Source organism: Pseudoalteromonas sp. J010 (assembly GCF_003934235.1).
GTDB classification, from domain to species: domain Bacteria; phylum Pseudomonadota; class Gammaproteobacteria; order Enterobacterales; family Alteromonadaceae; genus Pseudoalteromonas; species Pseudoalteromonas peptidolytica.
Map to the genome: position 1 here is coordinate 27,055 of NZ_RDBW01000032.1, position 19,757 is coordinate 46,811.

Below are 19,757 nucleotides of genomic sequence, written 5' to 3' on the forward strand. Positions count from 1 at the left end.
AAAAATTTCTCATTTAGAACAACTAAATAGCAAAATTTTTGCCTTGCCTATATGGATGTAGGTACCTTAGCGATAGCAGGACGCGGTAGCGGAGTTATCGACAAGATTTTCTCGCTTCAAAATAGACCACTTAATTAAGATAATTAGTACAAGTTATATTATCTCTTGTCCCTGTATTGACTTTTTTTCAGTTCCCAATATAATTCCTAACTTTTGTATTTTATTAGGGACTTAAAATGAAAATCCGAATTAGTACTCTCGTCTTAGCCTTATTATTGTCCGGCTGTGGTGGTGGTAGCGACAAAGCGGAAAATTCCAATGGAAATAGCAATGTCGATAACAATGGTGCCGAGAAATTAAAGCTAACGTCTACTAAAAAGATTTTAAACGCTCAGGGAAGCCCAGAATCTAAAGAAACCAGTCAACAAGACTTTGAAAGTGCTGGTTTCACTTGTGTAAATTCTACAAACTTAGATGCAATTAAAGATTACCTGTCATCTACAAAAGAAAAACTATCTAAAGAACAATTAGATGAGAGGTTATGCAGTGTAGCTGATTTATATGGACTCAAAAGCAAAAATGAGTTGACTGCTGAACTCATGCAAAAAGCGGGTATCACAGGTTTGCTCAAAGATGATGGAGAAGTAAACCATTGGGCCGTAGATGAAGTGAAATTAGCTATTATCGATGAAGAGTTCAAATATACAAAACTGCAGAAACTAGTTGATCAATTTCATTATAATCAAGAATATGTCTGGCCAAAACAAATCAATTTGTCATTCGATGATGGTGGGGCATTACCAACCTTATATAACCACTTATGGTTGTTTTCAAAATACGATGCCAAGTTCACCTTTTATGCAAGTTTTTATGATGATCTAGACAAAGCTAAAATTGTCGAGTTAGTGAAAAGCGGACATGAAATTGGGCACCACGGTACGAAGCACCTCAACGCCGAGTTGTATTCAGCTGAACACGGTATCGATAAGTGGTTCCAAGAAGATGTATACTCGCAACTTGTGAAGATGAAAGCTGACGGGTTCAATATAACTTCATTTGCTTATCCTTACGGAGCACATTCACTAGCAACAGATAACCTGTTAAATAACCATTTTTCTCATATTAGAAAGTTTGCTGCCTGGGAAAATCTACATTACAAAGGGGAGCGAAGTGATGGTGTATTTACGTATGGCTTGTCAATTGACTCTCATATGTTTGACTTTGAGAAAGTAAAAAATGCTATTGATAACCTAAAAGGGGGAGAAACGCTTTATTTAGCTTCTCATGCGATTGGTGTACAAGGTGACGTTTGGTTCATTACAGCAGAAAACTTAGAGAAAGTACTAGCGTATGCGAAGTCTAAAAATCTTCAGTTTTGTAAGACTTCAGAGTGCCTAAACTTTAAAAACACGGAAAAGTCTGTAACGACAGATGAGTTAATAGAAACCATTATTGCGTCACAGGGCTCTGAAAAAGCATTGTCCCTACCCAAAAGCACTTTTGCCAGTGCTGGTTTTTCTTGTGTAAATGAAACAAATCTCAATGCTGTGCAAGAGTACTTAAAAACATCAAAAAGTGCATTTACAGCGCCAGATTTAAAAATAAAAATATGTAACGTCACAGAGTTATTCGAGGTTACAGATAAGTCTCGTTTAACAATCGAACAATTAGTTCAGGTTGGAATAACTGGATTGAATACTGAAGATAAAGCTATTAATAGATGGGCTTTTGATGAAGTTATCGCAAACCTACCAGATGCTCCAGTATCTTTTAGCAAGGTTCAGCAGTTGGTTGACGAGTTTCATTATAATCAAAAGTATGTTTGGCCAAAGCAGATAAATATATCGTTTGATGATGGTGGGGCTTTGCCGACTCTATATAATCACCTTTGGTTATTTGATAAATACGATGCAACCTTCACTTTTTATGCGAGCTTTTACCATGACCTTAATAAAAATCAGATGCATAAATTAGTAGCGCGAGGACATGAAATCGGCCATCACGGAACAAGGCATGTGAATGCAGAGTTATATTCGGCTAAGTATGGTGTTGAGCAGTGGCTCGAAGATGATGTGCTTTCGCAGCTACGATTGATGGAGCAAGATGGGTTTGATGTTAAGTCATTTGCCTATCCATATGGTGCTCATTCCTTAGCGACTGACATCGAGCTAAAAAAACATTTTAAGCATATTCGAAAGTTTGCTGCATGGGAAGGGTTGGAATATAAAGGAGAGCGCAGTGATGGTATATATACCTATGGCCTATCCGTAGACTCTCATATGTATGATATTGACAAGGTTAAGGCTGCTATTGATAAACTTCGTGGTGGGGAAACATTGTACTTGGCTTCACATGCTATTGGTGTTCAAGGTGATATATGGTATATCACAGCTGAAAATCTAGAATCTATACTCGCATACGCTAGTGAAAAAGGGTTAAAGTTTTGTCACACCAGTGAATGTATGAACTTTAAAGCGTCATCCAATTAATTTTTCGCCTTCATTGGCTCTGATACCATATTATCTTAATGAAGCTTGCTCATTTGAGGCGAGAAAACCTTGTCGATAGCTCTGCTGCCGCATCCTGCTATCGTCAAGGTGCCTGCCTTCGTATAGGCAAGGCAAGGCAAGGCAAAAAATTTAATGTAATTAGATCGGATTTACTCTTTCAAATTGAGTAAATATTAAGACTATGCGGTGTTATATAGCAATTGGTTTAGCTTAGGGTTTTATCTAAGGCCAGGATCCACCATTACACATTGGTATTGATAGTGGATCCAGCCTAATATATTAATTCACTAGGCTGAGAGGAGTTTTTGCATCGTTTTAGACTTAGGTGTACTAAATACACTCTCGGTTTCACCATATTCAACTACTTTACCGCGATTTAATACTAGTATCTCATCGCTCATATGACGCACTAAGCTCAAATGATGGGTAATAAGGACATAAGCTAAACCTGTTGCGGCTTGCAGTTCAAGTAGAAGGTTAACGGTTTGCGCTCGGACCGATGGATCAAGAGATGATAACGCTTCATCTAATACCAATACTTTTGGGTCTAGTATTAACGCTCTTGCTAATGCTACGCGCTGTAATTGCCCGCCACTAAACATGTGAGGGTAGTAGTCAATGTGTTCACCAAGCAAGCCGACTCGACTTAACGTTACCCTAATTTTCTTATACCTTTGATCCTCGGTAAGTTCAGTATTATATTGCAAGCAGTCATCAAGCATGTCGCCGATTGTAAGTCCTGGATTCAACGAACGGGTAGGGTCTTGGAAGATAAGGCGAATAGTGCGGCAATCATGTTCTCGTACGCCACTGTCTTCGACTATTTGCCCATTGAGTAGTATTTGCCCTGAGTCTGCAATATCGGCACCCGCAAGCACTTTTGCTAGGGTACTTTTACCTGAGCCTGTTTCTCCGATAATTGCCAATGTTTGTCCGGGTGCCAATGCAAATGAAACGTCCCTGAGCACTTTCATAGAGTGGCGCTTAAACAGACCTTGGCGCGAAACATAAGATTTATTGAGAGATTGTACTTTTAAGACGGGCTGCATTTTTGCTTCACCTTAATGAGTGGAAAGTGGCAGGCATAACTGTGGCCGTGAGAGCGACTTTGTCTTGGTGTTACCACACACTCTTTTTGTGCTTGTGGGCATCTAGGTCCCAATCGACATCCAATTGGTAGGTGTTGTAAAGGTGGAATAGTGCCTTTCAGCGCATAAAATGGTTCTTTATGACCGAGCCCTTGACCAAAATCAGGCAAGCTTTTTACCAGTGCTTGCGTATATGGATGCAGTGGTTGCTTAAAGATAGCACGGGTAGGGCCTGCCTCTACCATCTGGCCACAATACAGCACGTGCATAGCATGTGACCAGTCAGATATCTCCTCTAGCTCGTGAGAAATCATTAAAATTGACATGTTTTTGAGCTGATTTAAAGCTTTTAATAGCCTAAATACTTGCGCTCGGGCTGTGCTTTCAAGTGCTGTTGTAGGCTCGTCAGCAATCAGTAATTTTGGACTCCTCGCAATTGCCATGGCTATCATTATTTTCTGACACATTCCCTCAGACAGTTCATGCGGGTAACTACTACAAATCTTTTTATCGTCTCTAATACCTGCTTTATGTAACAAAGCGCGTACCTTTTCTTTGCGAGCTTTGCGACGACCGAAAAAGCCGCCTTTAAGTGCGCTGTCAGGAATAGATTCAGCGATTTGATCAAAAATGCTCACCAGAGGGTCTAGGCTTCGACTTGGTTCCTGATAAATCATCGCGATATCTTGGCTCACAAGTTTACGGCGCTTTTCCGGTGAAAGTCGCATTAAGTCGACACCTCGCCAGTGCATTCTGTCAGCAGTTACTGTCCAACGTTGATTAAGCACACCCACAATGGCCTTAGCAATTAAGCTTTTACCCGAGCCGGACTCTCCGACTAGCGCATGTACTTCGCCTTCTTTTAGGCTCAGATTGACCTTATCAACCGCTCTAATAACGCCATCTTCGGTACGAAGTTCAATAGTGAGGTTCTTAATGTCTAACAATTGCATTAATCGGCCTTCCGATTTTTTAAAGCTTCACGTAAACCATCGCCAACAAGGTTGGTGGATAATACTGCGATGAATAAAAGAACGCCTGGCAGTCCTACGGTCCACGGTGCGAGATATATCAAACTCAAATTCTCTTGAAGGATAGCTCCCCACTCAGTGGAGGGAGGCTGAGCGCCTAATTTTAAAAAGCCCAAAGCTGCAATATCCAGTATCGCAGTCGACAGCGCCATGGTAAATATTACCACAATATGCTCATAGATATTAGGTAATATGCCACGAACCAGCAACCTCCAACGGTTTGCACCATCCAGTTTAAAGGCGATAATGTAGTCTTTACCAAGCTCAGCCACCACAAGATTTCGAATCGAATGAATATATTGCGGAAGCAATGCAAAGATAATTGCCCATACGGTATTCATAAGGCCCGGACCCAGAATAGCGATAATGATAATCGCCAATAATAGGGATGGGATCGCGAGAGTGATGTCAAGCAAATGGTTTAATAGACTAGATTTTAGTCCTCGACTGGCTCCTGCGAGTGTACCGAGCACTACGCCAAGCGCTGTTGTCACGAGTGCTGCGATAATTGACAGACCGAATGTATAGGTCGCGCCATTCATCAGTCGCGATAGAATATCTCTACCAAGGTCATCAGTTCCGAGAATAAATCGTACATCACCGTCATCATGCCAAGACGGAGGAAGGAGCAAGGCATCTGCATGTTGTTGATTGACGCCGTATGGCGCGATTAAAGGTGCAGTTAGTGCCAAAACTGTCAGAGCCAAAAATAACCAAAGGCCTACTAACGCAACATGGTTTGAGCGAAATTTTCGCCAAAGCCTGAATAATGGAGAGCGATTAGACTCCTCAGTAAACAAACTAAATTTTGCCATGCGCTTGATTCCTTGCGATAGGGTCGAGTAAAGAGTGAACAAGGTCTGACATCATGTTGGCAATAATGACAAAAAAGGATACAGCCAATAAGCCCCCTTGTATCGCTGGATAATCACGTTGATAGATGCTCTCGATGAGCCAGCGACCAAGACCAGGCCAAGAAAATATGACTTCTGTTATCATGGCTAATGTAATCAGTGTACTAAATTGCAGGCCAATTTGCTTGATCACAGGCAGTAGGGCATTTCTAAGTGCATGGTGAAGGATAAGCTGACTGCGATTTAGACCCTTAGCTCGGGCAGTCTTGATATAATTTTGATCAAGTACATCTAACATTGAATCGCGGGTAAAACGAATAAGTACGGTCGTTGGGTACATAGCCAGTACGGTGGTTGGAAGTGCTAAATGATGAATTGCATCCCAAAACGCGGCTCCACCGTATGGAAAGTCCTCTAAATAAATATCGATAAGAATAAAGTGTGTGACTGGCTGTATTTCATATAACAGGCCAATGCGCCCAGACATGGGAAATAAACCTAAGCCAAGGCAAAATACCATAATTAAGAGCAACGCAAGCCAGAATACGGGGATAGAGAAGCCCATTAAGCTTAGGGAATTAATCATCTTGTCAGGCCATTTTTTATGGTATGCACTGGCAATAACACCACTAGGCACACCAATTATTACAGCGACAGTTAATGCGTACAAGCATAACTCTAAAGTTGCAGGGAACAATAACTTAACATGGCCAAGTACAGGCTGGCCTGAAGAGAGTGACAACCCCCAGTCACCTTCAAACATCCGTACCATAAAGGCACCATATTGAACAATAATATTATCTTCGATTCGGTACTTTTCGACCAGGGCCTGTGTTTGGGCATAGCTTGAGTTCACCTCACCACTGAAGTTAGTAATTAGCTCCCCTGGAAACAAGTAATTGAGTGAAAAGGTGAACACTGTTAGGGTAAAGAGCATAAAGCACAGGAGACTAATACGCCTGTAAGCATATTTTGCAAACATCTTAGTCTCTCCTTGCCTTTGCTAGAGAAATACCACCAAAAGGCCGCAAAGAAACCCCCTCAATATCAGAGCTAGTCGCTTGAAAACGCAAACCATGGGCAATGGGAACCAAAGGCAGCTGCTCAACCACCATCTTTTGTGCTTGTCGGTAGTAATGCTTACGTGCTTCCATGTCATTGGTATCGAGGGCTTGTGTCAATAATAAGTCGAACTCTGGATTGCACCAATTTGCAGGATTTTTGCCGCTGAATGTAGCTGTGCAGCTTAACAGCGGACTGAAAAAGTTATCAGGGTCGGGAGTATCTGCCGCCCAACCTAACAGCACGCTGTCGTGCTCGTGACGACCAACACGTTCAATAAACGTATTCCATTCATATTCAACAATTCTCGCCGTCACTCCAATGTCTCTCAAGTCTCGTTGGATCAGCTCAGCCATTTTGCGAGCATTAGGATTATAAATTCTCGACACAGGCATTGCCCATAGAGTCATCGTGAAGCCATCTTCGAACCCAGCTTGCTTTAAATATGCTTTTGCAATTTGTGGGTCGTATGAAGGCATGTTTGCTTGTGCTTGAAACGCCCATGACGAAGGGGGGAGGATTGAACGAGCGATAATTCCATTATTGTAAAACACAGCTTGCATGATTTTCTCAAAATCAATGCTATGAGCTAATGCTTTTCGTACTAGTGGGTCGTTAAATGGCGGTTTTTCTGTATTGAAAGCCCAGTACCCAATATTGAGATTGGCGGCTTTTTCAACATCGATGTCTTTGCGTTGTTCAAGTACCGTGAGTTGTGTTGCGCTCGGATGAGCGGTGATATCACACTCTTTGGTAAGCATTTTTGCAATTCTACTCGTACCGTTGGTTGTAATATCATAAACCAACTGCTTCATGTACACAGGATGTTTCCAGTATTGTTCATTCCGGTAGTAGCGAATTAAGTTATCGCGCATAAACTCACGGTATTTATATGGGCCTGTGCCGATAGGTTTTTGATCGAAATCTTGTTTGCGTTCCAAAGAGATCAGTTGATCTGCGTATTCTTTAGACAAAATAACGGCAAAATCAGTAGCAATATTCGATAAGAAGCTACTTTCGGCATTAAACAAGTCAAAGCGTACTGTGTAGTCATCCACTTTTTTTACTTGGCGAATAAGTTGATCTAGTCCAATACTCTGAAAATAGGGGTAGTTTGCATCACCAATAAAATGGTAAGGATTGTATACGTCAAATAGGCGATTAAATGAAAACACGACATCATCTGCGTTCATTGTTCGCGTGGGAGTAAAATACAAAGTGTCGTGAAAGTGAACATCATCTCTTAGCGTAAACGTAAATGACTTTCCGTCTGCGCTCACCTGCCAAGACTTAGCAAGCTCTGGTAAAAACTCCCCTGTGTTTGGGTCGATACTGATCAGAGTATCAAAAAGCTGATTGGCAATAATATCTATCGTCGACCCTGTTGTGGTCACTTGCGGATTAAATGACACAGGGTTTGCTTCTGCACAATATACCAAGCCTTGCGACTTATCATTCACTTTATTTGGTGTCTGGTCTGTACAGCCAAATAGCGCAGTACACAACACACCAAAAAACCATATACGCACCACTAGGCCTCTTGTTTTTGGTTTTGATCCAACAGGTTGTATTTTTTCAAATACCCTCTAAGTTGATGATACGTCAAACCGAGGTTTTGTGCAGTTTTCTTTTGATTAAATTGACTAAATTCAAGTGCTTTTTGCAACATTGTGATTTCATACTCATTAGAGAGTGATTTTAAATCACAAGGAAAAGTGAAATTCAGCTCGTGCTCCACAGTCTGCTTAACAAGCGGCTCTGCTACCACAGTCGATTCTAAAGGTTGACTTTGAGGGATGGTAGACTGAGTAGAAGGTGCCTTAATGCGTTGACTCGGTCTAAAGGGGCTTGCAAATGGGTCGAATATAATGTCATGCACCGGTATCTGGTCGTTACCATGGCGGTACAGGCTGCGCTCGATTACATTTTTAAGTTCGCGAATATTACCAGGCCATGGATAGTCCAACAGTTTTTCAATTGCTTTTCTAGTAAAGCCACTGAATAATTCCCAGCCCAAATCCCGCGCCATATTAATTGCAAAATGTTCAGCAAGTAACAGGATATCTTCTTTTCTGGCTCTTAATGGAGGTAGTGTTATTACATCAAAGGCTAGGCGGTCAAGTAAGTCGTGTCTAAACTCTCCCGCATCTGCAAGTGTTGGCAAATCTTCATTGGTTGCACATACTAATCTAGTATCGACTTTTACCGTTTGTTTACCACCTACGCGCTCAAATTCACCATATTCGATAACGCGAAGCAGCTTTTCTTGCACCATAGCGGAGGTATTAGCAAGCTCATCTAAAAATAAGGTACCACCATTAGCTCGTTCGAAGCGGCCTTCATGGCGTTTGCTTGCACCGGTAAAAGCACCACTTTCATGGCCAAATAATTCACTTTCTAAGAGGTTTTCGTTTAGCGCTGCACAGTTAAGTTTGACGTATTCTTGGTCCCAACGCTCAGAAAGATAGTGCAGGCGAGCCGCAATTAACTCTTTACCTGTACCGCGCTCACCGATAATTAATACTGGTTTCTCTAACGGGGCTAACTGAGATACCTTATCTAACACCGCTAAAAAGCTGTCGGATTGGCCTAATAGATTATCCTGTTGACGGAAACGGCTCATATTGCCTAACTCTTAGTTATTTTTGCTAATAACTAGTGTATTTCAAAAAACAGGATAACTAAAGGACTTTTAAAAATAAAATAACCACATGATTTTATTGTATTTTTAAATCTGATAAAGTTGGCAAGCTATTTGATACATAGTTAGTAAGCAATTTAGCTATTAACCAAAGAGGTAACCACTATGGGAATTTTTTCTCGTTTTGCAGACATAGTGAATTCTAATATTAATGCGATTTTGGATAAAGCAGAAGATCCGGAAAAAATGGTTCGCCTGATCATCCAAGAAATGGAAGATACACTAGTTGAAGTAAGATCGACCTCAGCAAAAACTTTAGCTGAGAAAAAGGAGTTAACACGCCGTCTTGATCAGCTCAAAGCACAAGTAGATGATTGGCAAACTAAAGCCGAACTTGCACTGAGCAAAGAGCGTGAAGATTTAGCGCGTGCCGCTTTACTTGAGAAGCAAAAGTCTGCAGAGGATGTGGCTGCCCTTGAAAAAGAGTTAGCACATGTCGATACGCACATTGAAAAGCTGCAACAGGAAGTGAGTACACTTCAAGATAAGTTAGCGGATGCTAAAGCGCGTCAAAAGGCGATTGTACTGCGCCAACGTTCAGCTGAATCTCGTTTAGAGGTGAAAAAAGCACTAGACAGCAGTAAAGTAGATGATGCCTTGAATCGCTTTGAGCGTTATGAGAGCAAAATCGATGGTCTAGAGTCACAAATTGAGTCTTATGATCTTGGTAAAAAATCTCTTGCAGATGAGATAGCCGATTTACAAAAGAACGAAAAAATCGATGATGAGCTTGAGCAGCTGAAAAAGAAAATGGCTGAAAAGTGAAAATAGCTGCACCTACTATTAGGTAGGTGCCAACCAACTACAATAATAACAGCCAAGTTGAAGGCAGGAGAGAATTATGTTTGATGCAGAAGTTTTAATGGCTCCGCTGATTATTTTTATGATCATTGTGGCACCGCTTTGGTTGATTTTACATTACCGTAGTAAAAAGCAGGTCAGTCAAGGGTTGAGTGAGCATGAACATCGTCAATTGATAGAGCTGGCTAACAAGGCGGAGAAAATGGCAGAGCGTGTTGAAACGCTGGAAGCTCTACTTGATCAAGAGTCGCCACAATGGAGACGCAAGCTATGAGTAGATCAAAGCGAGAACTATATCGTGATCCGAGTCGCGGAAAGGTAGCCGGAGTATGCGCAGGGCTTAGTGACTACTTTAATATGGAGTTGTGGCTTGTTCGGATTTTATTCATCACAGCTGTGCTACTCTCTGGTGGTCCATTATTTATCGTCGTGTATGTGGCTTGCTGGTTTATTTTAGATAAGCGTGAAATGATGCCAAATCGTTCACCTGATGCGAAAGATGAAGATAAAGTATCAGTGAAGTTTAAGGTATGGCAAAAAGGTGAACCGCCAAGACAGGCACTTTATGACCTGAAAGACAGACTATCACGACTTGATGGCCGCATTCAGAATATGGAACGCTATGTAACTTCCCCTGAATTTACGGTTAGCAGAGAAATCGACAAGCTTTAAGGCGGTTTTAGCCGCCTTGGCATTTTCTAAAGGGGCAATTTTCTATTTATGACTACGTCACGCTTTCGTACCCCATCTTCCCTAGATAAGCTAAAACAACAAGCCAAAAAAACGCTTCACCGTTCTTTTGATAAGCATATCAAACTTGCAGTGACTGGATTCAGCGGCAGTGGTAAAACCGCATTTATTACGGCACTTATTAAACATCTCACAACCCAAACCAGCACAGATAATTTACCTTTCTTAGATGTGGTGAGTGAGGGTCGTCTTGTGGCATGTCGTCCTGAGCCACAAAAAGCGCTAGCAGTACCTACTTTTGATTATCAGCAAGCCATAAGCTGTTTACTGGAAGAATTGCCAACGTGGCCTGCATCAACTAAGCGCATCAATACTTTAACACTGGCGTTTAGGTATCATAGTGAGCGTGGTCTGAAACAGCATTTAGCGCAAACTCATACCCTGTATCTTGAGTTATATGACTACCCAGGTGAGTGGCTAATGGACTTACCGCTGTTAAAAATGACTTTTTCCGAATGGTGTGAGCAGCAGTTTGCGCTACTAAAAAAACCAAAATACCAGCCATTTGCACAAGCATTTTTACAGCAAGTTGAGCAGTTTGATAGTACGCAAGCGGTGGATGAGAATAAGCTAAAAACGCTTGCACAAAGTTACCATGCGCTTTTAGCACAGTTGCAGCGAGACACCCGTTTATCTAATTTGCAACCGGGTAGGGCGTTGATCCCAGGTGATCTTGAGGGGGCACCCATACTGCTGTTTTTCCCAGTACAAAGCCACCCAAATGAGATTACCGAGCATTCACAATATCAACAGCTTGTTGAGCGTTTTGAAGCCTACAAAAAGCAAGTGGTCGCGCCATTTTACAAAGATTATTTTTGCCAGTTTGACCGCCAAGTTGTATTAGTTGACTTACTGGGGAGTCTAAGTGATGGTTATGACACACTGAAAGAGCAAGAAGTTGCGTTAAAGCAGATCTTAGCCATGTTTTCTCATGGTAAAAGCGGTTTGTTATCTCGCTTATTTAATCCAAAAATAGACAAAGTCCTATTTGCTGCCAATAAGTGTGATGGCGTTTTGAACGAGCAGCAATCTAATTTAACAAGGTTGTTAAATGAAATGCTGGTGGACAGTGCCAATGAGCTTCGCTTCAATGGGGTAACGGTTGATACCATGTCGCTTTCTTCGGTGAGAAGTGTTGAGTCTAGAGCGGTGAAGGAGGGGGGACAACATGTGCAATGTATTTATGGTAAGCCGGTCGGCGAGCAGCAGTTTATCAATTATGTGCCACCGACACCGCCAGACCATATCCCAAAAGCAAATGCTTGGCCTCAAGGGGGCTTTGAGTTCATAGCGTTTGAACCCCTGCCTGCTAAGCACGGAAATTTATCGCATATTAGGCTTGATCATGCTTTACAGTTCTTAATTGGAGATAAGTTAAGATGACCGATCAAACAAAACCCTATCAAGGTTCGGGTAGGCGCTTAAATATCGACACGCAAAGCCAAGATGAATCTCAGCATTTGGGTGGTGAAGGCAAAGTCCTTGACAATGAACTGCTGGTAACTAGTAGCTTTGAGACAGTGCCTGAGCCGGAACTGCCCAAAATTGAACGCATCTACGAGTCGCCTTGGAGGTTTGGGTTTAGGCAGTGTTTTTTTCTGGCGTTATTAGTACTTATTATTGTGGAAGCGGCACTGACTTTGATTGAGAGCTATGAGCAAAATATTCTACTATTTGCGCTTTACACCACCGTGTTGTCTCTTGGTTTACTCGCACTATTCAAGTTCTTATTTTCGGAAGTCGTCGCACTTAGCAAACTCAAACAACATCAGCAAATTAAGCATGATGCGCAGCGTTTGTTACAAAGTGACCAGATCGGTGAAGCAAGAGCGTGGCTCACACCCTTGTTAAAAGTGCATCCAGAGCAAAAGGTTACGGCTTTTGAAGAGGCATTACAATCCCATCATACAGACAAAGAAATCATCACTTTATATGAAAAAACCTTGCTGCGGGAGCAAGATGCTGAAGCTAAAAGACTAATTCAAGAGCATGCAACAACATCAGCACTCTTAGTTGCTCTAAGTCCACTTGCGCTTGTGGACATGTTGGCGGTGCTTTGGCGTGGAGTCGTGCTGGTAGAAAAGGTCAGCAAGCACTATGGTATTCGATTGGCTTATCGTAGTCGCATTACATTATACAAAATGCTGCTCAAGCAAATGGTGTTTGTTGGCGCGAGTGAACTGGTAAGCGACCTTGCTGCAACCAGTGTAGGCGCAGAATTACTTGGTAAGCTCTCTACTCGTTCAGCACAAGGGCTAAGCGCAGGGATATTTACTGCTCGACTAGGGTATAAGGCAATGGAGCTTTGTCGTCCGTTACCACGTTTGGAGCACAAACAAAGCCTGTTGAAAAGTGCGATTAGCTCAGTTGTTGATGTGCTACTAAGACGTAGTAAAAAAGATTAAACGGCAACAATTTTATACACCTCTTTAAGTAAAACTGGCTAGTCACAACCAGTGAACTAGCCATCTCCCCATCTGGCATGCTTGTTTATTGCTCCAAACTACCCTAAATATTGACCATGACAAAAAAACTACGCTAATTAATTCACTAACGTGCTTATTTGGTTAGCAATAATAAAATCAGCAGGACAATATGAAAAAATTAAGAGATGACAGTCAGTGTATTCACGGACCTAATCATTTTGATGATCCGCATGGGGCATTAACCGCACCTTTGTACCAAACTTCAACATTCCATTTTAAAGATGCGGCGCAGGGAGCTGCAAGGTTTGCCGGTGAAGAGCCCGGTTATATCTATACTCGCTTAGGCAACCCAACAACAAGAGAGTTGGAAGAAAAAGTTGCTCGACTTGAGGGAATGGAAGACGCTGCGGCAACAGCTACAGGTATGGGGGCTGTTTCGGCATCTGTACTGAGCTTTTTGCAGCAAGGCGACCATATGATCGCATCAAGCGCACTGTATGGCTGTAGTTTTGCATTATTCGCGCATATGCTACCAAGGTTTGGTATTGAGGTTTCTTTTGTTGACTTGACCGACGAGGATGCGTTGCGTGATGCCGTCAAGGAAAATACAAAGCTGCTATTTGCTGAAACTCCAATCAACCCTAACATGACAGTTATAGACTTAAAAATGTTGGGGGAGGTCACCAAACAGCATGGGATGTTGTTTGTTGTTGATAATACATTTATGACCCCACTACTGCAAAAACCTGTTAATTTTGGTGCGGATATTATTGTCCATAGTGCGACCAAATACCTAAACGGACACGGTGACGTAGTAGCAGGGCTAGTTTGTGGCTCTAAAGAGCATATCGAATTAATCAAGCTTACCGTATTGAAAGATATTGGCGCGACTATCAGCCCACATGACGCATGGTTGATTAACCGTGGATTAAAAACCCTCGCAATACGAATGCAGCGTCATTGCCAAAGTGCACAGGCCGTTGCAGAGTTTTTAGACGCTCATCCAAAAGTAAATACCGTTTATTACCCAGGGTTACCCTCGCATCCGGGTTATCAGTATCTTGGAGAGCAAATGAAAGGTGCCGGAGGGGTGATTGCATTTGAAATAAATGGCTCCATTGAGCAAGGAGAGCAGTTTATAAATGCAACTGAATTATGCACGCTAGCGGTGAGTCTTGGCGACCCTGAAACACTGATCCAGCATCCTGCTTCTATGACGCACTCTCCGTATAGCCAAGAGGAAAGGCTGGCAGCAGGGATCTCTGACGGGTTAATTCGTATTTCTGTTGGGCTTGAGGACGTCGAAGATATTATTGATGACTTGAAGCAAGCATTTGATAAAATATAGATGTATAAATAAGTTTACTTTGGGGCTGTTATAGCCCCTTTTTTGTATGTATGTAATCTATTCGTTACGCAGGTGTTCATTTTTATTTACGTTTTTGGGGGTTGTGCAAAAGTTGATAAACGCCTTGCCTATTAAACTTTATGTCACTTTTACTTAGTATCAAAGTCACAAGTTGACGCACTCCAAACTACTCAACAGGACTGCAACTCAGATTGCGAAAGTATTAATTGGAGTGAATTAGGTGAGAATGAAAAATGGCTAAAGCAAGTAAATATGTCTCTAAGCAGCCGGATGAAAATGGCGTTATCGCTTGGACGAATGAAGAGAATCAAATCTGGTCTGAGTTAGTTGCGCGTCAGCTAGAGTGTATAAAGGGGAAAGCCTGTGACGAGTACCTAGCTGGGCTTGAAAAAATTAACCTACCACACGATCGGATCCCGCAGTTAAGCGAATTAAACGCAGTACTTGAGAAAGAAACAGGGTGGCAAGTAGCACCAGTGCCGGCATTGATTGATTTTGATGAATTTTTCAGATTGCTCGCGAATAAGCAATTTCCAGTAGCAACGTTTATCCGCTCACGAGAAGAGTTCGATTACCTTCAAGAACCTGATATTTTCCATGAAATTTTTGGCCACTGTGCCATGCTAACGAACCCAGCGTTTGCAGAGTTTACACATAAGTATGGTCAGTTAGGCTACGCGGCACAGAAAAAAGACCGGGTATATCTTGCACGCTTGTACTGGTTTACCGTTGAATTTGGTCTAATGCAAACCGAGCAAGGTCTTCGTATCTACGGCGGTGGTATTTTATCCAGCCCTGGAGAAACGCAATACGTATACTCTGACAAACCAGAGATTAACCCGTTGCAAGTACAAGATGTATTACGTACGCCTTATCGCATCGATATTATGCAACCGGTTTACTACACAATTACCTCGATCAACGACTTATTTGAAATATCAAAAATGGATATTATGTCGTTGGTTGAAAAAGCAAAAGAGCTAGGGTTATTTGAACCTAAGTTTCCCCCAAAAGAAAAACTAGCAAGTTGAGGAATTATCAATGTCTGATTTAAGTGCACAAAAATGTGAAGCGTGTCGTGCAGATGCGCCTAAAGTATCAGATGAAGAGCTCGCCGTTCTCGTGAAACAGATCCCTGATTGGGTACCTGAGGTACGCGATGGCATTATGCAGCTTGAGCGCGTATACAAGTTTAAGAACTTCAAGCAAGCACTCGCGTTTACAAATAAAGTCGGTGATATGGCTGAGGAAGAAGGTCACCACCCAGGTCTGCTGACCGAATGGGGTAAAGTCACAGTGACGTGGTGGAGTCATTCTATTAAAGGTCTTCACAAAAATGACTTTATCTGTGCAGCAAAAACTGATGAGGTTTTTGCGTCGCTTTAAGTTCTGAAGGACAGTGCAGAAGGTGTGGTTACAACGACCATGCCTTTTTGCCAAAGTGAGCAGCATACGCTATTATGTAGCTGTTGCATATGAAATGACCGTGTGAAGAAGTTAAGCTTCTTCACATGACTACAAGAACCCCACCATCAATTGCTTGGCTCGCTAAAAAGTACGTCTCTGCTAAGTCTGAGCTTGTTGAGCTTGAAAATGATATAGTAAAACTATTAGTTAAAAGGGATGCGCTTAGAGCCGATGTAGCTTCATTAGAGCGTGTAATCGATATCCATGAAGTGCCTATTCATGCATCTGAATTACAACTAACCAGAAAAAATTTAACTCAAAAAAAGTTAAAGTATGGCTCTTTGTCTTCAGCCATATTGAACCACCTTAGAAACATTCCTAGAGATTCTGATGCATCAATTTCCGAAATTTTCTATGYTGTAATTCAATCTCTTGAAGTCGAATTTACATCAGAGGCTGAGTATTTAAGGTTACGTAACTCTGTTTCTCACCAACTAAGAAACATGTGTAACAAAAGAAAGGTTGTACGAACGATCAAAGGCAATAGAAAATTCACTTCTAGATATCGCCTAATAGCTGAAGGTGACCAATTACAATGGGACTTTTCTTAGGGGGGGAGTTACAATTATTTTCTTCACCGCCTGACTAATGCGTGCAATCACGGCAGACTGTGAAGTAGGACTATTGGCGATAGGTCGTTAAGGTTCTTCGCATTAATTAAAGAGGCTCATAACCCATAAGTTGTCTGATTATCGAACTAAACGTTCATAATCTGCTTTTACTCCACTGGGGATTGAAGCTAGGTCAATAAGCTGAAGGACGACTTTCAAATTTTTTCGGCAACTTCCGTAATTTGCAATCCGACGACCTATTATAGAGTTTCGGTTAGTAGATGACCTTACCAGAGTTGCGACTTCACGAGGAGAAAAGCTTTGGATGATTTCGTTATAATATGAAACAGCAGCATTGGATACTCCATAACCATTGCCAATACGGCATGCAACAACAGTTTGAACAAAGTGATCTTGTATTGTTTCAGGAATGGCGCCTTGATGAGAAACTTCTAGTAGTCGTTCAGCAAAAGGAGGTTCATTATAAAAGTTATTCATACCATTGTGAGCATTCCAAAGACGATCAATAGCACGTGAGAAAACAACATGCTGCTCCGATTCATTCAACAACCCTAGCAATCCAAGCTTTTCGAAAAATTGCAATGATGCTGTATGTTTATCTTCTAGGCCTTTTGCAACATATTCAGAGTGACTATTTATTAAATCTGACTTTATCGACGCAGTGAAACGATCACTAAGACCGCCGCAAATATCTAATGAGTTTAGCCTTGCAGGCTCAGCAGTTACGGGATCACAATAGATACCGTGGGCCATATTTATAAGCATTTGTCGTTGTGCATCGTGAGTTTCTGTTAACCTTTGAATCCAAATTTGACGTTGAGAGTCATTGAATTTAGAGCCTTTTACAGCAGATATAAATGCCCCTATGTCTACACCTTTTGGTGATGCTGAATCAGCTAATGCATAACGAACGCATCGATTAAGAAATATAGTGAATTCACGATCATTTACTGTTCCCATAGTTGGGTGTGCAGCAGAGAAGTTATTTCTAACATCTCTGCATTGATCTAAAAAGAAAAAGCCATCTTCATCAACAATATTAAGTTTCAAGCAAAGATCTAGTAACCGACTATCCTGTAGCTCGAGGAGGTTTTTTTCTTCAAAATCACTTTGCTGGATTTGGGCAACCACTGCTAGTCCAAAATTTCTGATTTTTTGGCGCAACTGTAAAATAGATGCATTCCAAATATAGTTTATTGCACCATCAAAAAGCCCAGTGCTAACAGCGACGCACATACGAGCGACAAGTTCTCCCCTCAAGTATTCCGGTATTTCTCGTAACTCACGAGGGAGATCTCTCCATGCATACTCAATCTCTTCTTGGCTAGCTAAAACATTTCTAGGTATTCCGAGAGCTTCTGTTAACTCAGTAATCGCAGGTAAAACTGTATTTGGTAACGCTGGAAGGTTGACATCTTCTCTAGCAACAATATCTTTCATCTTATATTCCTTATTATGATTACTGACCGCTCTTCACTGAATTCCCAATAGCAGCAATCGTAACTTAATCTATTGGCTTTCAATAGCTAGTACTCTATGAAAACTAAATATATCACCATAAAGATTAAAGCAAGGAATATTCTATTCAAACCTAATCCGATCGCGTAACTTTCTTAGAGCATTTAATTTTTTTACGAGTTCAGACAAATGAGGGTGTTCTTGATTACGATTCTCAATAAAGGCCTCCATTTCAATTGCGACTTTTTCTCTGCCTTTCACATGAAAATAATGAAGGAATTGGCGTTCCTGTAATTGTGTTGATACTAATCCTAGCTGTTTGGCAGTGCCAAGGTAATATTCATCAAGTCTTAATATACCTAAAACTTTTTCTTCAGGTTCTTGCCAACGGGTTATATTAAAAATAGCATCTAGTTCTCTGTCCTTAATCAGGATGTAGCCTTGAATGTACTGCCAAAGTTCTAGACAAAAGCTTCTGAAGGGATYATGCTGACAAATAGCGAAGAAAAGTCTATACAGAGCTACATCAAGAGTATAAAAATAAAGTCCCAGACAGTTCTTAGAAGAATCCCTTGCCAAGGCGATCAAAAAGGCGTAGCTATCGAAGTCACAATATTTCTCGATTGATGTAACTTCTGAAGCTCGCGGATAGCGGCGTTTGTATGAGTCTCCAAAGTTAGCGTTTTTATCAAAAACATACTTGTGGAATCTTACTGGCATATTTTTATAAAAGCCTTTCCAGTAACTGCGATCAACAGCTTCCGCTTTGAGTGCCCCCCACAAAGGGCTAAACCAAAAACCTGTGAGCAACTCTGCAACTTCTTTATCATTAAACTTATAAGTAATTTTGTTTAAAAGCCCTTTGATAGTTCCAGCTGAAGGTGTTTTCTCACCATCAATGTACCTTTTCCATTTACTACTAGCTCGACGTGAACCGTCAAAAAACTCAGCAAGATCGGGACCAAATAAAGGTAGCTTTAGCTCAGCACATAAATAGTACATAAACATTTGTGTCTTGAGCTTTTCTATAGGATCGCGTGATGGTCTAGCCATAAATTAAATTTAGCAAGTTGTCTGCAAAAGTGTGTCAATCTACAAAATCAAGTTCTAGTCACGCTCAGTTACGTATAAACATTGTACATTCAGGATAATGTGCGGATCGAAACTCCCAATAAATATCTTTTTAATTTACATCATATTTGTTTAATTTTCAGCTAAGGTATTGTGTATGGGCGTAAATAGGCAGAATTAATATGGAACAAAGCAATAATCTTGATCCCGTTAAAGTATTAGCACATGAGTTGAAAGAAGACTTGATGGAACTCTATGGCCCAATGATATACGGCAAAGCTCTATATGTTTGTCTTGGTTATGGTAGTGGGGATGCTTTCAGACAAGCCGTTAGTAGGAAGTCTGTTCCTGTACCTGTATTTCCTATTGAAAACCGAAGAGGCAAATATGCGCTTACTAAAGACGTGGCATTATGGATCGCGCAACAACGATTACAGCACCAGCAAACTGAGGAGGTAAATATAGAGTAGTTTAGAGAGCTTAATTTATTCGCGAGGTTTAGAAACACAAAAGCCAAAGTTGCTCGCAACAACTCTGGCCTATGTAGTATCAAAAGTTTGGACGCCTTTGATACCTTCATTGTGTGCTCTTCTTGTA

Annotated in this window: 19 protein-coding genes; 11 read left to right on the forward strand and 8 right to left on the reverse strand. The window is 41.4% G+C overall.

The genetic code is table 11. The features are described from left to right. Nucleotides 1-236 precede the first annotated feature (236 nt). Nucleotides 237-2,489, forward strand: coding sequence for a polysaccharide deacetylase family protein (locus EAG18_RS16885; protein WP_125253535.1), 2,253 nt, complete (start codon nucleotides 237-239; stop codon nucleotides 2,487-2,489). Nucleotides 2,490-2,797: 308 nt separating this feature from the next. Here the strand turns inward: EAG18_RS16885 and EAG18_RS16890 are convergent, their stop codons facing one another. The 6 genes from EAG18_RS16890 to pspF are packed head-to-tail and all read right to left on the reverse strand — an operon-like array spanning nucleotide 2,798 to nucleotide 9,168. Further along, a complete protein-coding gene (locus EAG18_RS16890) occupies nucleotides 2,798-3,559 on the reverse strand; it encodes an ATP-binding cassette domain-containing protein (protein ID WP_125253536.1) in 762 nt (253 codons plus the stop codon). Beyond that, nucleotides 3,544-4,551, reverse strand: coding sequence for an oligopeptide/dipeptide ABC transporter ATP-binding protein (locus tag EAG18_RS16895; RefSeq protein ID WP_125253537.1), 1,008 nt, complete (start codon nucleotides 4,549-4,551; stop codon nucleotides 3,544-3,546). The genes EAG18_RS16890 and EAG18_RS16895 overlap by 16 nt, the downstream gene beginning before the upstream one ends. Further along, entirely contained in the window at nucleotides 4,551-5,444 is an 894-nt protein-coding gene (locus EAG18_RS16900; RefSeq protein ID WP_125253538.1) for an ABC transporter permease subunit, read from the reverse strand. The genes EAG18_RS16895 and EAG18_RS16900 overlap by 1 nt, the downstream gene beginning before the upstream one ends. Beyond that, a complete protein-coding gene (locus EAG18_RS16905) occupies nucleotides 5,431-6,465 on the reverse strand; it encodes an ABC transporter permease subunit (protein ID WP_125253539.1) in 1,035 nt (344 codons plus the stop codon). Before EAG18_RS16905 ends, EAG18_RS16900 begins: the two co-directional genes overlap by 14 nt. A gap of 1 nt (nucleotide 6,466) precedes the next feature. Further along, entirely contained in the window at nucleotides 6,467-8,050 is a 1,584-nt protein-coding gene (locus EAG18_RS16910; protein WP_275557332.1) for an ABC transporter substrate-binding protein, read from the reverse strand. A 26-nt stretch (nucleotides 8,051-8,076) separates the two neighbouring features. Further along, entirely contained in the window at nucleotides 8,077-9,168 is a 1,092-nt protein-coding gene (gene pspF / locus EAG18_RS16915; RefSeq protein ID WP_125253541.1) for a phage shock protein operon transcriptional activator, read from the reverse strand. Nucleotides 9,169-9,351: 183 nt separating this feature from the next. On the opposite strand from pspF, the gene pspA reads away from it, so the two are divergent. The 9 genes from pspA to EAG18_RS16960 all read left to right on the forward strand — a co-directional run bounded on the left by pspA (nucleotide 9,352) and on the right by EAG18_RS16960 (nucleotide 16,610). Next, the gene (pspA, locus tag EAG18_RS16920) at nucleotides 9,352-10,011 is read left to right on the forward strand and encodes a phage shock protein PspA (RefSeq protein ID WP_125253542.1); all 660 of its coding nucleotides are present in this window, start codon (nucleotides 9,352-9,354) and stop codon (nucleotides 10,009-10,011) included. 76 nt (nucleotides 10,012-10,087) lie between these two features. Further along, nucleotides 10,088-10,321, forward strand: coding sequence for an envelope stress response membrane protein PspB (gene pspB, locus EAG18_RS16925; protein ID WP_125253543.1), 234 nt, complete (start codon nucleotides 10,088-10,090; stop codon nucleotides 10,319-10,321). After that, on the forward strand, nucleotides 10,318-10,719 hold the full coding sequence (gene pspC / locus EAG18_RS16930; protein ID WP_125253544.1) for an envelope stress response membrane protein PspC: 402 nt from the start codon (nucleotides 10,318-10,320) through the stop codon (nucleotides 10,717-10,719). Before pspB ends, pspC begins: the two co-directional genes overlap by 4 nt. A gap of 48 nt (nucleotides 10,720-10,767) precedes the next feature. Beyond that, the gene (locus EAG18_RS16935) at nucleotides 10,768-12,180 is read left to right on the forward strand and encodes a YcjX family protein (protein WP_125253545.1); all 1,413 of its coding nucleotides are present in this window, start codon (nucleotides 10,768-10,770) and stop codon (nucleotides 12,178-12,180) included. Further along, the gene (locus EAG18_RS16940; RefSeq protein WP_125253546.1) at nucleotides 12,177-13,202 is read left to right on the forward strand and encodes a TIGR01620 family protein; all 1,026 of its coding nucleotides are present in this window, start codon (nucleotides 12,177-12,179) and stop codon (nucleotides 13,200-13,202) included. Before EAG18_RS16935 ends, EAG18_RS16940 begins: the two co-directional genes overlap by 4 nt. 190 nt (nucleotides 13,203-13,392) lie before the next feature. Then, nucleotides 13,393-14,571 carry an aminotransferase class I/II-fold pyridoxal phosphate-dependent enzyme gene (locus EAG18_RS16945; RefSeq protein ID WP_125253547.1) on the forward strand — a complete coding sequence of 393 codons (1,179 nt, stop codon included), beginning with the start codon at nucleotides 13,393-13,395 and terminating at the stop codon, nucleotides 14,569-14,571. Nucleotides 14,572-14,825: 254 nt separating this feature from the next. Then, nucleotides 14,826-15,623 (forward strand): phenylalanine 4-monooxygenase, encoded by a 798-nt coding sequence (phhA, locus tag EAG18_RS16950; protein ID WP_125253548.1) that lies wholly within the window; start codon nucleotides 14,826-14,828, stop codon nucleotides 15,621-15,623. A gap of 10 nt (nucleotides 15,624-15,633) precedes the next feature. Then, nucleotides 15,634-15,978, forward strand: coding sequence for a 4a-hydroxytetrahydrobiopterin dehydratase (locus tag EAG18_RS16955; protein ID WP_125253549.1), 345 nt, complete (start codon nucleotides 15,634-15,636; stop codon nucleotides 15,976-15,978). 125 nt (nucleotides 15,979-16,103) lie between these two features. Further along, entirely contained in the window at nucleotides 16,104-16,610 is a 507-nt protein-coding gene (locus tag EAG18_RS16960; protein ID WP_125253550.1) for a hypothetical protein, read from the forward strand. Between the two features lie 138 nt (nucleotides 16,611-16,748). Here EAG18_RS16960 and EAG18_RS16965 read toward each other — a convergent pair whose 3' ends face one another. Next, a complete protein-coding gene (locus EAG18_RS16965; RefSeq protein WP_125253551.1) occupies nucleotides 16,749-18,071 on the reverse strand; it encodes a hypothetical protein in 1,323 nt (440 codons plus the stop codon). Nucleotides 18,072-18,212: 141 nt separating this feature from the next. Then, entirely contained in the window at nucleotides 18,213-19,142 is a 930-nt protein-coding gene (locus EAG18_RS16970) for a hypothetical protein (protein WP_125253552.1), read from the reverse strand. A gap of 200 nt (nucleotides 19,143-19,342) precedes the next feature. On the opposite strand from EAG18_RS16970, the gene EAG18_RS16975 reads away from it, so the two are divergent. Then, on the forward strand, nucleotides 19,343-19,630 hold the full coding sequence (locus EAG18_RS16975) for a hypothetical protein (RefSeq protein WP_125253553.1): 288 nt from the start codon (nucleotides 19,343-19,345) through the stop codon (nucleotides 19,628-19,630). Nucleotides 19,631-19,757 lie beyond the last annotated feature (127 nt).